Genomic DNA, 17,285 nt, shown 5'->3' with positions numbered 1-17,285 from the left:
AATGAATGTTTTTTATTTATTGACAATAATAATTAAAATATTTATAATTAACTATATCAGAGCAAAACACTAAGAATTGATTGAGTAATTTTAGTGGATGTTTGAAGAGGAGAGATATAGAATTATGGAAGTATACTTAGATAATAGTGCAACAACTATGCCTTATGAAGAGGTTATTGAGGATGTATGTAGTACTATGAGAAATTATTATGGTAACCCATCTTCAGCTCATAGTTTAGGGTTTAAGGCAGAGCAAAAACTTAGGGAAACAAGAGTGAATATTGCCAGTAGTATAAATGCTATAAGCGAGGAAATAATATTTACATCAGGAGGAAGCGAAAGTAATAATTTTCTCATAAAGGGGTTTGTGAGACCTGGGTCTCATATAATAACTACTAAAATTGAGCATTCAAGTGTAGCAAACACATTTAAGGCATTAGAAGATTTAGGAACAAAGGTTACATATATTGATGTAGATGAAAGTGGTAGAATAGATATAGAGCAGCTCAGCAGTAGTATAAATCGCGATACTCAAATTGTTAGTATAATGCATGTTAACAACGAGGTAGGGGTTATACAGGATCTTGAGCTTATAGGAAAATTAATTAAAACAAAAAGTAATAGAGCTAAATTTCACGTAGATGCAGTGCAAAGTTATGGGAAAATTCCTATTGATGTAGAAAAATATAATATTGATTTATTATCTACTAGTGCACATAAAATCCATGGTCCTCGCGGAATTGGATTTGCATATGTACGGAAGGGTCTCATACCTATTAGCTTAATAAATGGTGGAGGACAAGAAAGAAATTTAAGGTCAGGTACAGAAAATCTTGCTGGGATTGTTGGATTTGGAACCGCAGTGAAAATTATGTGTAAAAATCAGCATGTAAATTTTAACAATGTTTTAGAGATAAAGAAATATTTCATAGATAAATTGTCTGAGCTAGATGGCGCTATAATTAATAGCAAGCTTGAAGATAGTTTTACACCTTATATACTAAATGTATCATTTATTGGTGTCAAAGGGGAGGTGCTTCTTCATTCCTTAGAAGAAAAGGGCATATATGTGTCTACAGGTTCAGCATGTTCAGCTAAAAACCCTAATAAAAATAGTGAAGTATTAAAGGCTCTTGGAAGAAGTTTAGAGGAGCAAAAGGGAACTATACGATTTAGTTTTTCAGAAGATAATAATAAAGAACAAATAGACTATGTTATATGTGAGCTTAACAAATCACTAAAATTTTTGAGAAAGCTAAACAAAAGATAAAGGCTAAGTCTATATAAGAAAAAGAGGAGAGCGAATAGATGAGAAAATTGATTTTAGTAAAATATGCCCCAGAAATCTTTTTAAAGGGACTAAACAGAGGTAAATTTGAAAAAAAACTTAAAGATAATATAAAAAACGTACTAACAGACATAGAGTACGAATTTGTTGAGGACTCAGGAAGATGGTTTATATGTTCGCAGCATATGGAGAAAATTATTGAAAAGGTTAAAAATGTTTTTGGAATAATGGAGATTTGCATTGTTACAGAAATTGAAGCAACCCTTGAGGAAATTCAAAAGCAAGCACTTATAGAACTTGAAGAAGATCCCGCTAAGACTTTTAAAGTACAAACCAATAGAGCAAATAAAGGCTTTAGTATGAATTCATTGGAAGTAAGTAGAAAAGTAGGGGCTTATATATTACAAAATAATGAAGGAGTAAGTGTAGATGTACATAATCCTAAGTGTACTATAAATGTAGAAATAAGAAATAAGGCATACATATATGCTAAGAGGATCAAGGCAGTGGGTGGGTTACCTTATGGAATGAATGGTAGCACTATGCTTATGTTATCTGGAGGTATAGACTCACCTGTAGCAGGTTATATGATGGCAAGGCGTGGTGTAGAACTGCATGCGGTTTATTATCATAGCCATCCATATACTAGTGAAAGGGCAAAGGATAAGGTAAAACAATTAACTGATATTCTAAAAGAATACACTGGGAAATTAACTTTGTATGTAGTACCTTTTACTGAAATTCAAATGCAAATTATAGAAAAGTGCAGAGAAGATGAATTAACAATAATTATGAGAAGATTTATGATGAGACTTGCCTGTGCTCTTGCTGAAAAATATGGAATAAATTCAGTAACTACTGGAGAAAGCATAGGTCAAGTAGCTAGTCAAACTATGGAAGGCCTTGTAGTAAGTGATGATGTTTCTGATAGACCAGTTTTCAGGCCACTAGTGGCTATGGATAAAATAGATATTATGGATGTTTCAAGAAAGATAGCAACTTATGAAACTTCTATTTTACCTTATGAAGATTGTTGTACAATTTTTGTTCCTAAACATCCAAAAACAAAGCCAAGGTTAATTGAGATAATTAAGTCTGAATCAGTTTTAGATATTGATGGACTAGTTGAAAAGGCTATTTGTGAAATGGAAATTTATAAATAAATATATTCATGTTAATAGACTCATAATATGTATTAAATCATATAAAGTGTAAATAATATTAGAAGAAATATGATTTTAAAATATATTAAAGAGGTGATTAACATGGCTAAAAAAGGTGGAGAAAAGAAATCGGGTTCTAAAGATACAAAAGATAAAACTCAGAAAAAGAATCAAAAGGGCAATACAGTAGGTTAAAACAAAACATATTTAACTGCCAATTATCCTAAAGGAATATTGGTTTTATTCCCAATTTTATAAAAAAACGAATATCTTACTAAAAAAATAAGCCAACAAAAATGATTTATCATTTTTGTTGGCTTATTTTTTTTTATGGAAATTCATATAAATTGCTATTATTTTCACTTAAAAGAAATTATTATAGTATTAATGAAACAAAATTCATTTTATTATCGTCTAATATTTAGGATGGGAGGGATATAGGTGCCTATTGCGTTTTTAGTTCAAAAGGACAATGAAGAAAAAAAGGATATCCACAAGGAAATAGAGCGGCTTATTAATTGTTATGGAGATGATGTTCTTAGAGTAGCATTTCTATATGTTAAGGATAGGAATAAGGCTGAGGATGTTTTTCAAGAAGTGTTTATTAAAGTATTTAAAAAATATGATTCCTTTAAAGGTAATAGTAGTGAAAAAACTTGGATTATGAAAATAACAATCAATGTGTGTAAAGACTATTTTAAAAGTTTTTGGATAAAGAGGGTTCTCCTAAATAGCCATGGAGATTATGACAGTGAAATTTGTAATGAGCAGTACGATGCTGAAAGCTTAGATGATACTATAATCAAATCTATAGAGTCACGGGAATTACTACACCAGGTTATGAATTTATCTATCAAATATAAGGAAGTAATTATTTTATATTACTATGAGGAATTTAATACTAGAGAAATTAGTGAAATGTTAAAGATTCCAGAAGGGACAATACGAACTAGATTATTTAGAGGTAGAGAATTACTTAAAAAGAATGTTACTGGGAGGATTGGATATGAGGGATAATTTAGATGAAATAAGAGATATATTTAATATAGAATTAAAGGATATAAAAGTAAGTGAAGAACTAAAGTTAAAGACACTAGAAAAATTGGATAAAAACAGTAGAAGATCAACAAACAAAGCCTTTATTCCAATGACTTTAACCATGGTAGCCTGTTTATTTATGGGATTTATAATATACCCTATATATAATAAAAACAATTTAATGAAAAATGAAGAAATAACTATGAATACTAGAAATCAAGAAATTAAAATATTAAAAGAGCCATATGAAGATACAGTAATGATTAAAGATAAAACTAAAATTAATGAAGATAAGATTACTGAGGACAAACCTAGTAAAATAGTGGAAGAAAATAAAAAGGTAGTTAATAAGAATACTAACCAAGAGAAGCAGGAAAAACAAACAATTATTTTAAATGAGAAGCCTGTAATACCGTTTAAAATAGAAAGTGCAGTGCCGGATGATAAAAAGGAAAAAGATACTATTATTGCCACAAATGAAGTTATAGTTGATAGTGAAAAATTGATAGTTGAGGATAATAAAGATAAATCTGTAGTATTACAAAAGAAAAGTGATTTTAAATTCAATGAAGAAACTAAAATGAAAACACTATCTCTTCAGCAAGCAAAAAATATTTTTGGAGAAAGTATAAAAACTCCGGTTTATATACCTAAAGATTTTGTAATGGAAAAGATTTTAATACCAGAGAAATATGATGATTCATGCGAATTATATGAAATTATTTATAGCAATAATTCTCAGTACTTTAAGATAACTGAGTATAAAAACATAAAAAATAGTGGTCTAGAATCAAAAGTAGCAGAGGAAAATGTTATGATTATAAATGTAAATAAAATTTCAGTTAAATATATTTTACAACCAAGCATTGATAATAAGGAACTACCTTATGTTAAGTTATTTTGGGAAAAGGAGGGTAAAAAGTACAGTATTGATGGAAATACACCATGGGCAGAACTGATTAATATTGCATATTATATTGTATTTTAAAATTAAATAAAGCATATTGGAATATGTAAAAAGGTTAATAAAATATAGTGATATTTTGTTAACCTTTTTATATGCACTTTAGATAGATAGGTCGCTAATTATAAACATTGCTGAAGGTACACAAAAAATTGCAATTATAAAGCCATAATTGCAATGGCACAAAGTATAAATATAAAAGTTGTGATAGAAGGTGTTGAAGATATAGAGCAATTCATTATTTTAAAGGAATTAAAAAGTTATGCAATTCAAGGGTATTTGATTGGCAAACAAATACATGCCAAGGAAATTAAAAGCTTAATAGAAAGAATAATAACAATATTAAGAAGATTAAAAAATATTTTAGAAAATCATAAAAAAATGTTGAAAAAAGTAATAATACATGATAATATGTATATAGTAAGTAATTAATATGTACATATTAATTATGATGTGTAATTAAATGTAAAAGTTTACAGTGGAAAATTAATTTAATAATTAAATTTGCGTGTTACTGATATCATCAGGCATGAGCATAAGTCATTATAGTTTAATAGCTAAAGCTATTGATATGACTTTGCTTATGCCTTTTATTTTTGCTAACATGCCACAAAGGAGAGGGGAATATAAATGAAAAAAGCTTTTGGTGTTTTACAAAAGGTAGGAAAAGCTTTAATGCTACCGGTAGCACTTTTACCAGCGGCAGGATTACTACTTGGATTTGGTAACATGTTTCAAAGTGAACAGTTCTTAGTAAATGCTCCAATATTTAATGCTGGTTGGTTCCAAATGGTAGCTAAAATCATGGAACAATCAGGGGATGTTATTTTTGGTAACCTTGCATTATTATTTGCAGTAGGAGTTGCAGTAGGACTCGCTGAGGGCGAAGGAGTTGCAGGACTTGCAGCAATAGTTGGTTTCTTAATAATGAACAAAACACTAGGTATTGTTGCTGGAGTTACTCCAGAGCTCATAAACAGAACACATCCACAATTTGCAAGCGTATTAGGTATACCAACACTTCAAACGGGAGTATTTGGTGGTATTATAATAGGTATTGTAGCGGCGCAATTATATAAAAAATATTATAACATTGAATTACCTTCTTATCTAGGGTTCTTTTCAGGTAAGAGATTTGTACCTATTGTTACAGCAGTAACGGCTATTGGAATAGGTATTGCAATGAGTTTCGTTTGGCCTCCAATCCAACATGGCTTAAATGTATTTTCAAAAAGTATGATTGAGGCTAATCCAACATTATCAGCTTTTGTATTTGGAGTAATAGAAAGATCATTAATTCCTTTTGGATTACATCATATTTTCTATAATCCATTTTGGTATCAATTTGGTGAGTATATAAACAAAGCTGGTCAAGTGGTTAATGGAGATCAAGCCATATTTATGGCTCAGTTAAAAGATGGTGTAAAGTTTACAGCAGGTACATTTATGGCTGGTAAATTCCCATTTATGATGTTTGGACTTCCAGCAGCAGCACTTGCAATGATTCATGAAGCAAAACCTGAAAAGAAAAAAATTGTAGCTGGTATTATGATATCTGCAGCTTTAACTTCTTTCTTAACAGGTATTACAGAACCAATTGAATTCTCATTCTTATTCGTAGCACCAGTATTATTTGGAATTCATTGTGTATTTGCAGGATTATCCTTTATGACAATGCAACTTTTAAATGTTAAAATAGGAATGACTTTCTCAGGTGGACTTATAGATTACTTACTATTTGGTGTAATTCCAAATAGAACAGCTTGGTGGCTAGTAATCCCTGTAGGTTTAGTATTTGCAGCACTTTACTACTTTGGATTCCGTTTTGCTATAAGAAAATGGAACCTTAAAACCCCAGGTCGTGAAGTAGATGAGCAGCAAGATGCAAGTACTTCAAAAACTAATCTTAAAGGTCAAGAACACGCAATAGCAGTATTAAAAGCGTTAGGTGGAAAAGAAAATATCACAAATTTAGATGCCTGCATTACTCGTTTACGTGTAAGTGTTGTGGATTCTAAAAATGTTGATAAAGCGGAACTTAAGAAATTAGGAGCTGCTGGTGTGCTTGAAGTTGGAGACAGTGTTCAAGCAATATTTGGAACAAGAGCAGAGCATATAAAAACAGAAATTAAAGAAGTTATAGCTAAGGGTTTAGATAAATAATATGTATGTCCTTAACTGCTAATAGATTTTAACATGAAAAGCCATTAGATAAGTATGATACTTATCTAATGGCTTTTTATATATTAAAAAGCAAATTAAAGGATGTACCCATACATTTGACTGATATAAGTTTACTAGTATAATAAATATTGTAAATAATTACAACAACAGGTAAGAGGGGGATAATTTATGAAAGTTAAAAGAGTAGTACTTTGTGGGCTTTTTGCAGCATTATGTTTTATAGGAACTTGGTTACATATTCCTATAAATGTAAGTGGAAGTCCCACAATGGTTCATTTAGGAACAACAGTTATATTTCTTACAGCAGTTATAATTGGTAAGGATGCAGCTTTTGCAGGAGGCATTGGATGTGCATTATTTGATGCAACAAATCCTGCTTATATAGCTTGGGTTTTACCTACATTAATAATAAAAGGATTAACGGGATATACAGCAGGAAGCATTGCTTTTGCAAGAGGAAAAGAAGGCAGAAGTATAACACAAAACGTTATTGGTTTTATAGCTGGTGGAGTAGTATCATTACTTGGATATTTTATTGTTAACTGGTTTGTATTTGTAGGCTTTAAGGTTGCAGTAGTGAAAATGGTATCATCTTTAATAACAACGGGACTAGGAGTTGCCATAGCTATACCTTTAGCAATTGTTATTAAACCAATATTAGAAAGAAGTGGCTTGCATTTAGCTAAGTAGGTATGTGGACACTTTTTCTGATATCTGAACTAATAAATAAGTCATGTAAAAAAATGTATTAATATACCACTTTACCTTAGAATTTATTTCTGTTAGAATAATCATAGATATTGAAATTAATTTGTAAGTAATCTAACGATTTAAATTAGATAGAATTTATAATAGTATGATGGTTTTTACTTTTAAGAATAACTTGAAATACTATAAATATAGTGTAAGTAATTAGAGTTTCTATAATAAGACCAAACTGAGTAAGTAAAAAGGAGTTGATATAATGAATAATGAAGATAAAATATTAAAGATATTAGGACAAATGCAAGGCGATATGCAAAGCATGCAGGGTGATATGCAAAACATGCAGGGTGATATGAGATTAATCAAAATTCAGCTAAAAGAACATGGTGAAATACTTAATTCACTAAAAGTCGTTGCAGAATTTCACAAAGCGGATATAGATAATTTAACGCATCAAGTTGTAAATATCTCTGGTGAACTTAAGGCTGAAATAAAAGAAACTAATTTAAAAATAGATATAATTGCTAAAGACTTAAATTTTGTAGAACTTGCTACAGGAAAGAATATAACAGATATTGCATATCTAAAATGTGCAAAATAGTAAATGATATATGAAGACACTTATGTAGGTGTCTTTTTTTATTTTGAACAAGATTATTTTCTTAAGTATGAATGTTAATCTAAATTAAAATTAAAACGCTATTAATTATTTAAATATAGCATCCAAATTTATAATTTGATAGAAAGTTCAGAAAATTATATTTATAAAAACATTGACTAATGGGAAAATGTACAATATAATCAATATATCGACAGTTTAACAGAGTCGGTATATTCAAAAAATTACTATGAAAGGGGAACTGAAGAATGATTATTATGTTGTTACAATTATAATAAATTTAAAATTTAACAGTAAAATCATAGCAGAAATACTATAGGTATAAGTGTTTTTATAAAATCTATATTTTAGGTTTATTTGAAATACTCAAAGTATATAGTAATCTATAATGTTAAAGATTATATTTTTAATAGTTTAGGTTTATTTGCTGTGGATTTTAGAATTTTAAATATATTGATTGAACAACATCAATTACAATTCTTTGATTTTCGTTAATATTACAGTAAGTTATAAAAGTGCTAGGAAGTATGTTTCTACTTTAATGTTAGATTTATAAAAAGTAATTACAGCTTAGCGTTATCTTGCTTAATAATAATTTGAAATTAGAGCTGTGTTGTTTTTGACAACATAGCTTTTTATTTTAAATTAATATATATGTTAGATATTTATCCATAGTAAAGAAAATTGGATGAAAGCATATATAATAATGGAATTCCGGCACTTTAGGTGAGGTATTAAAAGGATGTAGATGAATGTATGTTCATCTATGTCCTTAATTTTTTGAAAGGGGACAGTTAAGAAATAATAAAGAAAATTCTATTGGGAAGTATTTTGTTAATGAGGGTGAGTAAATAACCTGGGACGGTTAACAACTTTATTAAGTTTTCAATTAAGGGGCGGTTCTTAAAAGCAAAAACTTTGTAAATAAGTATAATAAGTTGTTAACTGTCCCCACTGAAAATAGAAATAGAATAGAATGGGGGCAGATAAAAATGGAAGATTTAAAATTAGTAGAATACAACAATTCTTATGCAAAAGCTATTGCAGATATGTGGAGAAAAAGTTCGGAAGGGTGGAATGGAAATTGGGCTACGGAAACAGAGGAAAGTGTTTTAAAATCACATGAAAGTAGCACAGATTTAAACACTTATTTGGCAGTTAAGGGGGAGGAAATAGTAGGATATTGTGGACTATCTAAATATGAGTATGATGATAACACACTTTATGTAAGACTTTTAAATGTAAGATACGACCTTCACGGTACGGGAATTGGAAGAACATTAGTATGTAAATCTATAGAAAGAACTACAGAACTAGCATGGCCAAGAATTGACCTTTATACATGGCCAGGTAATACAAAATCACTTCCACTTTATAAAAGATGTGGATTCTTCTTAGAAAAAAGAGATGATTCAACACATTTAATGAATTTTATACCGGGAGTAGTAAATGGGTTAGCATTTAAAGAGTATTTTGAAAATGTTCATTGGTACAAGGACTTAAAAAGAACTATAAATATGGAGCCAGATGGTATAGAGGAAAATGAGTTTATTTATTATGAATACCTCTGGGGAAAAGAAGAAAAAATCTTAAGAGTACAGTTTGAAAATAAAAGTCGAGGTATTACATTAATTGAAACTGAGGATTATTTAATAAAGGCTAATATGGATGATCAAAAGCTTATATTAGGTGGGAAGTATAAGATTAAATATGAAGTTATTAATAAATCTAAAAAGCCTTTGAATATTAAAGTAAAGGGCAGAGATGATAAAAATATAAAATATTCATTTAGCGCAGAAATTGAAGTAATAGATAAAGAAATTATTGAAGGTGAATTTTTAGTTAATGAACCTGAAAAAAAGGTTGGTCAATTTAATACTTACCCATCGGTAGTATCGGAGATTTTAATAAATGATAAGAAAGTAGAATTTAAAATAGGTGTAGATGCTCAGTATCCAGGGAGTTTATCACTAAAGGTTCCAAGAAAAGAATGTTATAAAAATCTAAATTCAGTTATGTATTTAGATATAAAAAATAATTATAAACAAGCTGTTACTTTTGAATTAGAGCTTGTAGAAAATAAGGATATTAAATTTGTAAATAAAAGCCTAAGCATACCTATGGAAGCCAGTGAAAGAAAATCTGTAAAGCTCCAATACATTTTAAATAACTTTAATTTCTATAATGAAGTAGTTCAGGTAAAAGCAAAGCTTGAAAATGGAAAAAAGGTAGTATTTAAAAAAGAATTAATATCAGCCTTAAAAGGTAAAGAGGGAAGATTAGGTGGAAAAACAGAGGAATTCTATATAGCTATCAATGGAGTGTATTCAGCAAAGCTAAATGAAGAAAATAAAATATCAATACAAGCCTTTGGAATACACGAGAGAGGCAGTAATATATGCTATCCAATGCTAGGAAGACCTTTTTCAGAAGAATTTTCAAATGCAAGTCCGAGGGAGATAGTACATTATGAGGAAAATGAAAAAATAGTATTAAAAACAACCTTTGTATCTGAAACTTATAAAAATATAAGGATAGAGTCTATATTAAAACTTTCTCAAAATGGAATAGCAGAGCATCATTATGAAGTTTATAATGATGGAATGGATGAAACAACCAGCGAAATTTGTTTATCTCAAAATTTATTTATGAAACTTACTAAGGCTATTTTGCCACTAAAAGGCAAGTTTATTGAAAGTACAGATTCTAGCTCTGAATGGATAGAAGATTTTAATTTTGAGGATTTAACAGAAAACTGGATATATGCCAGAAATACTGGAGAGAGCCTGGGATTATGCTGGAATAGTGAGCTACAAGCTAAATCAAACGGATGGCAGGTAGTATTTGAACATGAACTTGGGAAAATGAAAGCTAAAGAGAAAAAGGTTACAAAACCTGTATTTATGGCATTAGATACTTTTAGAGATTGGAAAGATTTTAGAAATTTTGCTTTAGAGAAAAGTGATACAAATAATATAGTCCTAAGCAATTCTCTTGGGATGATGGTTAATGATGGTAATCCTTTTGTTAAAGAAGATTTTACCGTTAAAATTTCTCAGTATGAAGCTTGTTGTTTAGATGGTGAATATTCTATAAGCTCTAAAAATAAGAATTTTGAGAAAATCAGTAATAGTGTAAGTAAGGAAGAGAAAACTTTTGAAACAGAATTTACACCTTCTTTAAGCCAAGATATTGATAGGGATATTTTAAATTTAGAAATAGATACTGACAATATTTATTCAGAAGAAAATAAAATGATATTTAAAATTAAAAATAATTTATGTGATGTAAAAATAATTCAGGAGCAAGGCCATAGAGTATACTCCGCATGCAACGGTGTTATGGAAATTAAAGCATGCGATACTTTTAGCCATACACTATATTCTTTAAAATACAATAATCATGAATGGCTTGAAAATTCTTTTCCAACACCAAGACCAAAATCATGGTTTAATCCATGGTTTGGAGGAATAGGTACACTTCCAGAAGATTTAAGCTTTAGATCAGTTTTAGAAGAAAATATACAAGCTGATTTTGTAACCATTGAAGATAATTTTAAAAATAAATGGCAAGGGATTAAAGTAAAGCTTCATGTAAAAAACAATGAGTACTATAAAGGCTTAGATGTAAATCAATATTATTTAATGCTACCTGGAGTACCTGTATTATGCCATACAGCAGAAATAGTTCAAAATACAGGCAAGCTTATAAATTATGAAGCATTTGAAGGTTTTTCCTTCTTTAATTTTGATGAAAACCCTAAGAATAATTGGATAAAATTAAAAAATCTAAAAGGAACCTTTGACAAATACAAAGTAGGTGGAGAAGCCATGGATATTTTAGCAAGTTCTTCACTATTATATGGAACTAACAATCTAAAAGATAAGATACAACTTTATTCAAACCAGGATGAAGCAAGAAACTGTGGATTTGTAAATCTAAATGACACTGCAGCTTTAAGTTTAAGACATATAACGCTAGAAGATGGGGCGGTAAGGTTTACGTCACCAGATTTTTATATATTTACTGAGGATTATATAGAAGACGAACTTTTAAAGGATTTAAGGAATATTAATTTTTAGGGATATAAATGGAGGTAATAATATGTACACAAAAACTGAAATTCTACAAATTGCGAAAGAACAGTTAGCACTGGACTATATGGATGTTTTACCTAAAATAAATTTTTAATGATTTTAGAATAAGGGGTGAGATTAATAATGGAAAATAATAAAATAGTAAGTCCGATATTAAGAAAATTATATGATGTTTTACAAGCTGGAAGAGTGGGAGCTTTAGAAGTATTTTGGAAGGAAATCGAGAAAAATGGATCACCTTTAATTGAAAAAATTGAGGGTGATGATGAAAACTATATGGTTACGTTAATTTGGAAAGCAACGGAGCGTACAGATGATGTATGTGCAATTGGTGAAATGTTTGGTTATGATGAAGAAAATACCAAATTTGAGCAATTATTAGACACTAATTTATGGTATAGGACATGGAGGAGAAGAGGAGATGCTCAGTCAGTATATTTTTTTGTAGTTAAAGAACGTGAAGGGCAGGAATGGGAAGAGTGTGATTTTAGAGTGGATCTACTTAATCCCAATAAATATGTATGTATTGAGGATGAAAAATACCCTGATGAATGTTATTTGCTATCTAAGGAGGAGTCTTATGTTAGTCTACCTGAATTTAAAGAGAATATATGGACAATTGAGAAAGAAGACGTACCTAAAGGTAAGCTAGAACTATTTAATGATTTTGAAAGCAAGATTTTAAATAATAAAAGAAGAGTATGGGTTTATACGCCAGCAGCTTATAGTAACAATGAAGAGCCTTATGGATTAGCAATATTTACAGATGGATGGGAATATGTTCATATATCTAAAGCACCAATAGTTATTGATAATCTAATTGCAGAGGGAAAAATTCCGCCTATGTGTGCTGTATTTATTGAAACTCAGGAAGAGAGAGATATAGAGCTTACTTGCTCAGATAAATTTATTGATTTTCTTATTGAGGAGATACTTCCTTGGATGCATGAGAAATATAACATCACAAGGAATAGAGAAAAAAATGTAATTGTTGGTTTTAGTTATGGAGGACTTACTGCTAATTATACAGCATTAAAACATCCGGAAATGTTTGCAAAGGTATTTTGTCATTCTGGGGGTCTTTATTGGAAAGTAGAAGGTGACGAAAATGAAAGAGGTCTTATACTTAGAGAATATGAAGAGAATGAAAAGCTTCCACTTGATTTTTATGTTACTTTTGGTGAATTTGAAAAGGAAGCAGAGAAACATTATAAGGCTAATCTAGAGTTTGTAAAAATATTAGAGCGTAAAGGCTATAATTTTAAATATGAGGAATTTATGGGTGGACATACCTATATGGATGTAAAGATTAACCTAGCTAAGGGTCTTATGCATTTGTTAGGCATATAGAAAGATGTATATTTTTAGTTAGAAAAAGGAGAGATATATTTATGGAAAACAAAAATATAGAAATTAAGAAGAATATAACAGATTTATTCAACAAGGTATCAGCAGTTTTTGATAGTAGTGGGCCAAGAATTTTTGCATACTTTGGAGAGCGATTGGTCCAACTTGCGGGTGTAGTGGAAGGTGAAAAAGTACTGGATGTTGCATCAGGAAAAGGAGCTTCACTTTTTTTAGCAGCAGAGAAAGTTTGTGCGAATGGAAAAGTTATAGGTATTGATATAGCAGAAGGCATGGTTAATGAAACTAATTTGCAAATTCAAAAACGAGCTATTAAGAATACGAAAGTAGTAGTAATGGACGCTGAAAACTTAGATTTTAATAGTGGGAATTTTGATCATATACTATGTGGATTTGGAGTATTCTTCTTTCCAAATTATAAAATTGCCTTCAATGAATTCATGAGAGTTCTAAAAAATGGTGGCAGATTTTCATTCACTACCTTTTTAAGAAAAGAAGATGAAAAATTTATGTGGTTAGATGATTTAGTCCAAAAATATTTACCAGAATTTGAAGATGAACTAGATGAATATCAAGAGGAGGATAGTCCTGAATTTCACACAGAAGAAGGCTTATATAAAATTTTAAAGGGCGCTGGATTTAAAAACATACAAGTTATAAGTGAAGAAAAAGACTTCATATATAAAGATGAACAAGAATGGTGGGACAAACTTTGGACTCATGGCTATATAAAGGTGTTAGAAATGATACCAGAAGATAGGATGGAAGACTTTAAAACAGAAGTTTTTGGAAAGCTTAGAGAAATTAAAGAACCAGAAGGGATAGTTGCTACAATGTCCGTTTTATATGCTTTTGGGGATAAATAATTTTAAAATGGGGGATATGCATTATGAATATACAAGAACAAGTAAAACAAATTTTCAATGAATATGCAAAAGAGAATAACTTTTCTGGTGCAGCACTGGTTAAAAAAGGAGAGTTAACTCTATTTCATGAGGCATACGGAGATGCGCATAAGGGCTTTGGAATTAAGAATACAATTACAACAAAATTTGATACCGCGTCTATTACTAAATTGTTTACTACCGTTGGAATACTTCAACTAATTGATAAAGATTTAATATCCTTTGAAGATAAGGTATTAGATATTTTAGATATCAAAGACACTAATATATCAAAAGAGGTTAACATTTATCATCTTCTAACGCATACCTCCGGAATTGGCGATGATGCAGATGAAGAAGCAGGAGAAGAGTATGAAGATATTTGGAGGGAAAAGCCAAACTATTCTGTAAGAGAAACAGTTGATTTTCTACCACAATTTATTAATAAAAAACCTAATTTTGAACCAGGAAAGGGTTGTAGGTACAATAATGTTGCCTTTGTTCTATTGGGACTCGTTATTGAAAAAATTACAGGGCGAAAATATCGTGAATATATAAAAGAAAATGTTTTTGAAAAAATAGGTATGAAGGATACTGGCTTTTATAGTATGGATGGAGTAAATGAAAATGTTGCAGAGGGTTATGCAGAAATATGCAATGAAAAAGATGAAGTTATTGGCTGGAGAAAAAATATATATGCATATCCACCAATAGGATCACCAGATAGTGGGGCTTTCACAACGGTTGCAGACTTAGATTTGTTTGTGCGCCAGCTTTACAATGGTAGGGTATTGTCTAAAGCAATTACAGAGGATTTATTTACACCAAAAGTAGTGCACACAAAGTATGAAAAAATCACACATATGATGGGCTATGGCTATGAATTCATTGTTAGCAATGATAATAATGAAGTGATATATATAACTAAAGATGGTTGCAACCCTGGCGTAGCATGTAAATTTAATTATTATCCTTCCATAGATACAACACTTGTAGTTCTTGCAAATCAAGATTGTAATGTTTGGGATTTAGCTGGGAAAGTTGAAAAGATATTAATAGGTAAGATAAGTTAAAAATTGCACCCCTGGGGTGTGATTTTTACCAAATATGGGGACGATTAATATTCAATCGCTTAAATAGGTCAATAAGTTGTTAACTGTCACCAGGAAAGGAGAATTAAAATGGATACACCATTTAAACAATATATAAAATTATTATGGAAATTTTTAAAGCCACAAAAATTTAGAGTATTTTTGCTTACCTTAATTTTAGGTAGTAGTGTGGCACTTCAATTAGTTAATCCTCAGATTTTACGTTATTTTATAGATGCAGCGACGGAAGGAAAGTCGGCTAAAATGCTAACTATAGCTGCTCTTATATTTATAGGTGCAGCATTAATTCAGCAGGTACTTGCCATTATAGCAACCTATGTAAGTCAAAATGTGGGATGGACAGCTACTAATGCATTAAGGTCAGAACTCGTGGAGCATTGTATTAGTTTAGATATGAGCTTTCATAAAAGTCATCAACCAGGAGAAATTATTGAAAGAGTAGATGGGGATGTTACGGCATTATTTAATTTCTTCTCAAAATTTATGATAAATGTTTTAACTAATGGGGTATTGGTTATAGGAATATTAATTCTTTTATTTAGAGAAGATTTTAGAGTTGGTATAAGTTTATCTATTTTTGCTGGTGCTGCTATGTATACTCTTTGGAAAATTCAAGCGGATTCTGTGGACAAATGGGTTAAGGAAAGAGAAACTAGTGCTAAGTTCTATGGTTTTATAGGAGAAGAGATTGGAAATACAGAGGATGTTCGTTCTAGTGGTGCTGAAGAGTATGTTATGTATAAATTTTATAAGCAAATAAGAAATTGGCTTCCAATTACGAAAAAAGCTAAATTAAGATATTATCTTATGTGGGCAAGTACCTTAGGTATTTTTGCTATAGGAAATATTATCGCCTTTGGTGTGGGTGGATATCTATGGAGTAGAGGGCTAATTACTATTGGAACAGTTTATTTGATTTTTAATTATACAGAATCCTTAAGTAAGCCTATTGAAGAAATAAGAACTCAGCTTGAGGATTTACAAAAAGCTGGAGCAAGTGTTGCTCGGGTTCAAGAACTTTTAAATATGAAATCAAAGATAGTGGATGGTACTGAAAAGTTACTTAGTAGTGGAGCAATATCTGTTGAAGCTAAGAATATTTCTTTTGAATATGAAGAGGGGGTTCCGGTATTAAAGGATGTTTCTTTTAATATTCCTAAAGGAAAGGTTCTTGGAGTTTTAGGACGTACAGGTAGTGGAAAGTCAACTCTAGCTCGTATGCTAGCAAGACTTTATGATCCAAAGACCGGTGATATTTATATTGAAGGTAAAAAACTAAATTTAGTATCACTGAAGGAACTTAGGCGGAATACGGCTTTTGTAACACAGGATGTTCAACTTTTTAATGCTACAGTTAGGGAGAATTTAACTTTCTTCAATTCCAATATTAAAGATGAAGAAATACTAGCTACACTGTATGATATAGGATTACAGGAATGGTATAATTCATTCCCTAATGGACTAGACACTATTCTAGATGCTGGTGGAGGTGGTTTATCAGCTGGAGAAGCACAGTTACTTGCCTTTGTTAGAGTTTTTCTAAAAAATCCAAGTTTTGTTATACTTGATGAGGCTACCTCTAGGCTAGATCCTATAACAGAACAATTAATTGAAAGAGCTTTAAATAAACTTTTAGAAAATAGAACTTGTATTATTATAGCTCATCGTTTATGGACAGTTCAGAGAGCAGATGATATTTTGATTTTAGAAAATGGAAGTGTTGTAGAATATGGTAATAGGGAAAAACTATTAAGGGATAAAGAATCCAAATTCTTCAATTTACTTCAAAAAGGTATGGAAGATGTGGAAGAATCCATAATTGCGTAGAAAAATAGTTGAGAATGAAAATGCAAAGTTAAATTAAAA

General features: G+C 30.3%; 13 protein-coding genes. All 13 read left to right on the top strand.

From position 1 onward, the window contains the following. Positions 1–124: 124 nt before the first annotated feature. The 13 genes from Ctaglu_RS14070 to Ctaglu_RS14010 all read left to right on the top strand — a co-directional run bounded on the left by Ctaglu_RS14070 (position 125) and on the right by Ctaglu_RS14010 (position 17,246). A complete protein-coding gene (locus Ctaglu_RS14070; protein WP_125002737.1) occupies positions 125–1,270 on the top strand; it encodes a cysteine desulfurase family protein in 1,146 nt (381 codons plus the stop codon). A 38-nt stretch (positions 1,271–1,308) separates the two neighbouring features. Next, positions 1,309–2,451: a tRNA uracil 4-sulfurtransferase ThiI gene (gene thiI / locus Ctaglu_RS14065; RefSeq protein ID WP_125002735.1), complete on the top strand. Its 1,143-nt coding sequence runs from the start codon at positions 1,309–1,311 to the stop codon at positions 2,449–2,451. Between the two features lie 441 nt (positions 2,452–2,892). Then, positions 2,893–3,468 carry a sigma-70 family RNA polymerase sigma factor gene (locus Ctaglu_RS14060; protein ID WP_307720489.1) on the top strand — a complete coding sequence of 192 codons (576 nt, stop codon included), beginning with the start codon at positions 2,893–2,895 and terminating at the stop codon, positions 3,466–3,468. Next, positions 3,458–4,477, top strand: coding sequence for a hypothetical protein (locus Ctaglu_RS14055; RefSeq protein WP_125002733.1), 1,020 nt, complete (start codon positions 3,458–3,460; stop codon positions 4,475–4,477). Before Ctaglu_RS14060 ends, Ctaglu_RS14055 begins: the two co-directional genes overlap by 11 nt. 144 nt (positions 4,478–4,621) lie before the next feature. Next, entirely contained in the window at positions 4,622–4,885 is a 264-nt protein-coding gene (locus Ctaglu_RS14050; RefSeq protein WP_307720491.1) for an EAL domain-containing protein, read from the top strand. Between the two features lie 198 nt (positions 4,886–5,083). Next, positions 5,084–6,616 carry a glucose-specific PTS transporter subunit IIBC gene (gene ptsG, locus Ctaglu_RS14045; RefSeq protein ID WP_207669480.1) on the top strand — a complete coding sequence of 511 codons (1,533 nt, stop codon included), beginning with the start codon at positions 5,084–5,086 and terminating at the stop codon, positions 6,614–6,616. Between the two features lie 189 nt (positions 6,617–6,805). Continuing rightward, entirely contained in the window at positions 6,806–7,327 is a 522-nt protein-coding gene (locus tag Ctaglu_RS14040) for an ECF transporter S component (RefSeq protein WP_125002729.1), read from the top strand. A 274-nt stretch (positions 7,328–7,601) separates the two neighbouring features. Further along, positions 7,602–7,943, top strand: a complete 342-nt coding sequence (locus Ctaglu_RS14035; protein ID WP_125002727.1) for a hypothetical protein — start codon at positions 7,602–7,604, stop codon at positions 7,941–7,943. A 1,010-nt stretch (positions 7,944–8,953) separates the two neighbouring features. Then, positions 8,954–12,043: a GNAT family N-acetyltransferase gene (locus Ctaglu_RS14030; protein ID WP_125002725.1), complete on the top strand. Its 3,090-nt coding sequence runs from the start codon at positions 8,954–8,956 to the stop codon at positions 12,041–12,043. A gap of 138 nt (positions 12,044–12,181) precedes the next feature. Further along, complete coding sequence (locus Ctaglu_RS14025; RefSeq protein WP_125002723.1) at positions 12,182–13,408, top strand: alpha/beta hydrolase; 1,227 nt, start codon at positions 12,182–12,184, stop codon at positions 13,406–13,408. A 41-nt stretch (positions 13,409–13,449) separates the two neighbouring features. Continuing rightward, positions 13,450–14,289 (top strand): class I SAM-dependent methyltransferase, encoded by an 840-nt coding sequence (locus tag Ctaglu_RS14020; RefSeq protein ID WP_125002721.1) that lies wholly within the window; start codon positions 13,450–13,452, stop codon positions 14,287–14,289. A gap of 23 nt (positions 14,290–14,312) precedes the next feature. Further along, entirely contained in the window at positions 14,313–15,380 is a 1,068-nt protein-coding gene (locus Ctaglu_RS14015; protein ID WP_125002719.1) for a serine hydrolase domain-containing protein, read from the top strand. 108 nt (positions 15,381–15,488) lie between these two features. Continuing rightward, positions 15,489–17,246, top strand: coding sequence for an ABC transporter ATP-binding protein (locus Ctaglu_RS14010; protein ID WP_125002717.1), 1,758 nt, complete (start codon positions 15,489–15,491; stop codon positions 17,244–17,246). Positions 17,247–17,285 lie beyond the last annotated feature (39 nt).

Source organism: Clostridium tagluense (assembly GCF_003865095.1).
Classification (GTDB): Bacteria; Bacillota; Clostridia; order Clostridiales; family Clostridiaceae; genus Clostridium_AD; species Clostridium_AD tagluense.
Note: the sequence above shows the minus strand (reverse complement) of the source record. Positions and strands in the feature narration are given on the sequence as shown.

What these genes read in the sequence shown, in the direction of transcription:
- Ctaglu_RS14070 (WP_125002737.1), top strand. Translation starts at nt 125, where the DNA reads ATGGAAGTATACTTAGATAATAGTGCAACAACTATGCCTTATGAAGAG.
- thiI (WP_125002735.1), top strand. Translation starts at nt 1,309, where the DNA reads ATGAGAAAATTGATTTTAGTAAAATATGCCCCAGAAATCTTTTTAAAG.
- Ctaglu_RS14055 (WP_125002733.1), top strand. Translation starts at nt 3,458, where the DNA reads ATGAGGGATAATTTAGATGAAATAAGAGATATATTTAATATAGAATTA.
- ptsG (WP_207669480.1), top strand. Translation starts at nt 5,084, where the DNA reads ATGAAAAAAGCTTTTGGTGTTTTACAAAAGGTAGGAAAAGCTTTAATG.
- Ctaglu_RS14040 (WP_125002729.1), top strand. Translation starts at nt 6,806, where the DNA reads ATGAAAGTTAAAAGAGTAGTACTTTGTGGGCTTTTTGCAGCATTATGT.
- Ctaglu_RS14035 (WP_125002727.1), top strand. Translation starts at nt 7,602, where the DNA reads ATGAATAATGAAGATAAAATATTAAAGATATTAGGACAAATGCAAGGC.
- Ctaglu_RS14030 (WP_125002725.1), top strand. Translation starts at nt 8,954, where the DNA reads ATGGAAGATTTAAAATTAGTAGAATACAACAATTCTTATGCAAAAGCT.
- Ctaglu_RS14025 (WP_125002723.1), top strand. Translation starts at nt 12,182, where the DNA reads ATGGAAAATAATAAAATAGTAAGTCCGATATTAAGAAAATTATATGAT.
- Ctaglu_RS14020 (WP_125002721.1), top strand. Translation starts at nt 13,450, where the DNA reads ATGGAAAACAAAAATATAGAAATTAAGAAGAATATAACAGATTTATTC.
- Ctaglu_RS14015 (WP_125002719.1), top strand. Translation starts at nt 14,313, where the DNA reads ATGAATATACAAGAACAAGTAAAACAAATTTTCAATGAATATGCAAAA.
- Ctaglu_RS14010 (WP_125002717.1), top strand. Translation starts at nt 15,489, where the DNA reads ATGGATACACCATTTAAACAATATATAAAATTATTATGGAAATTTTTA.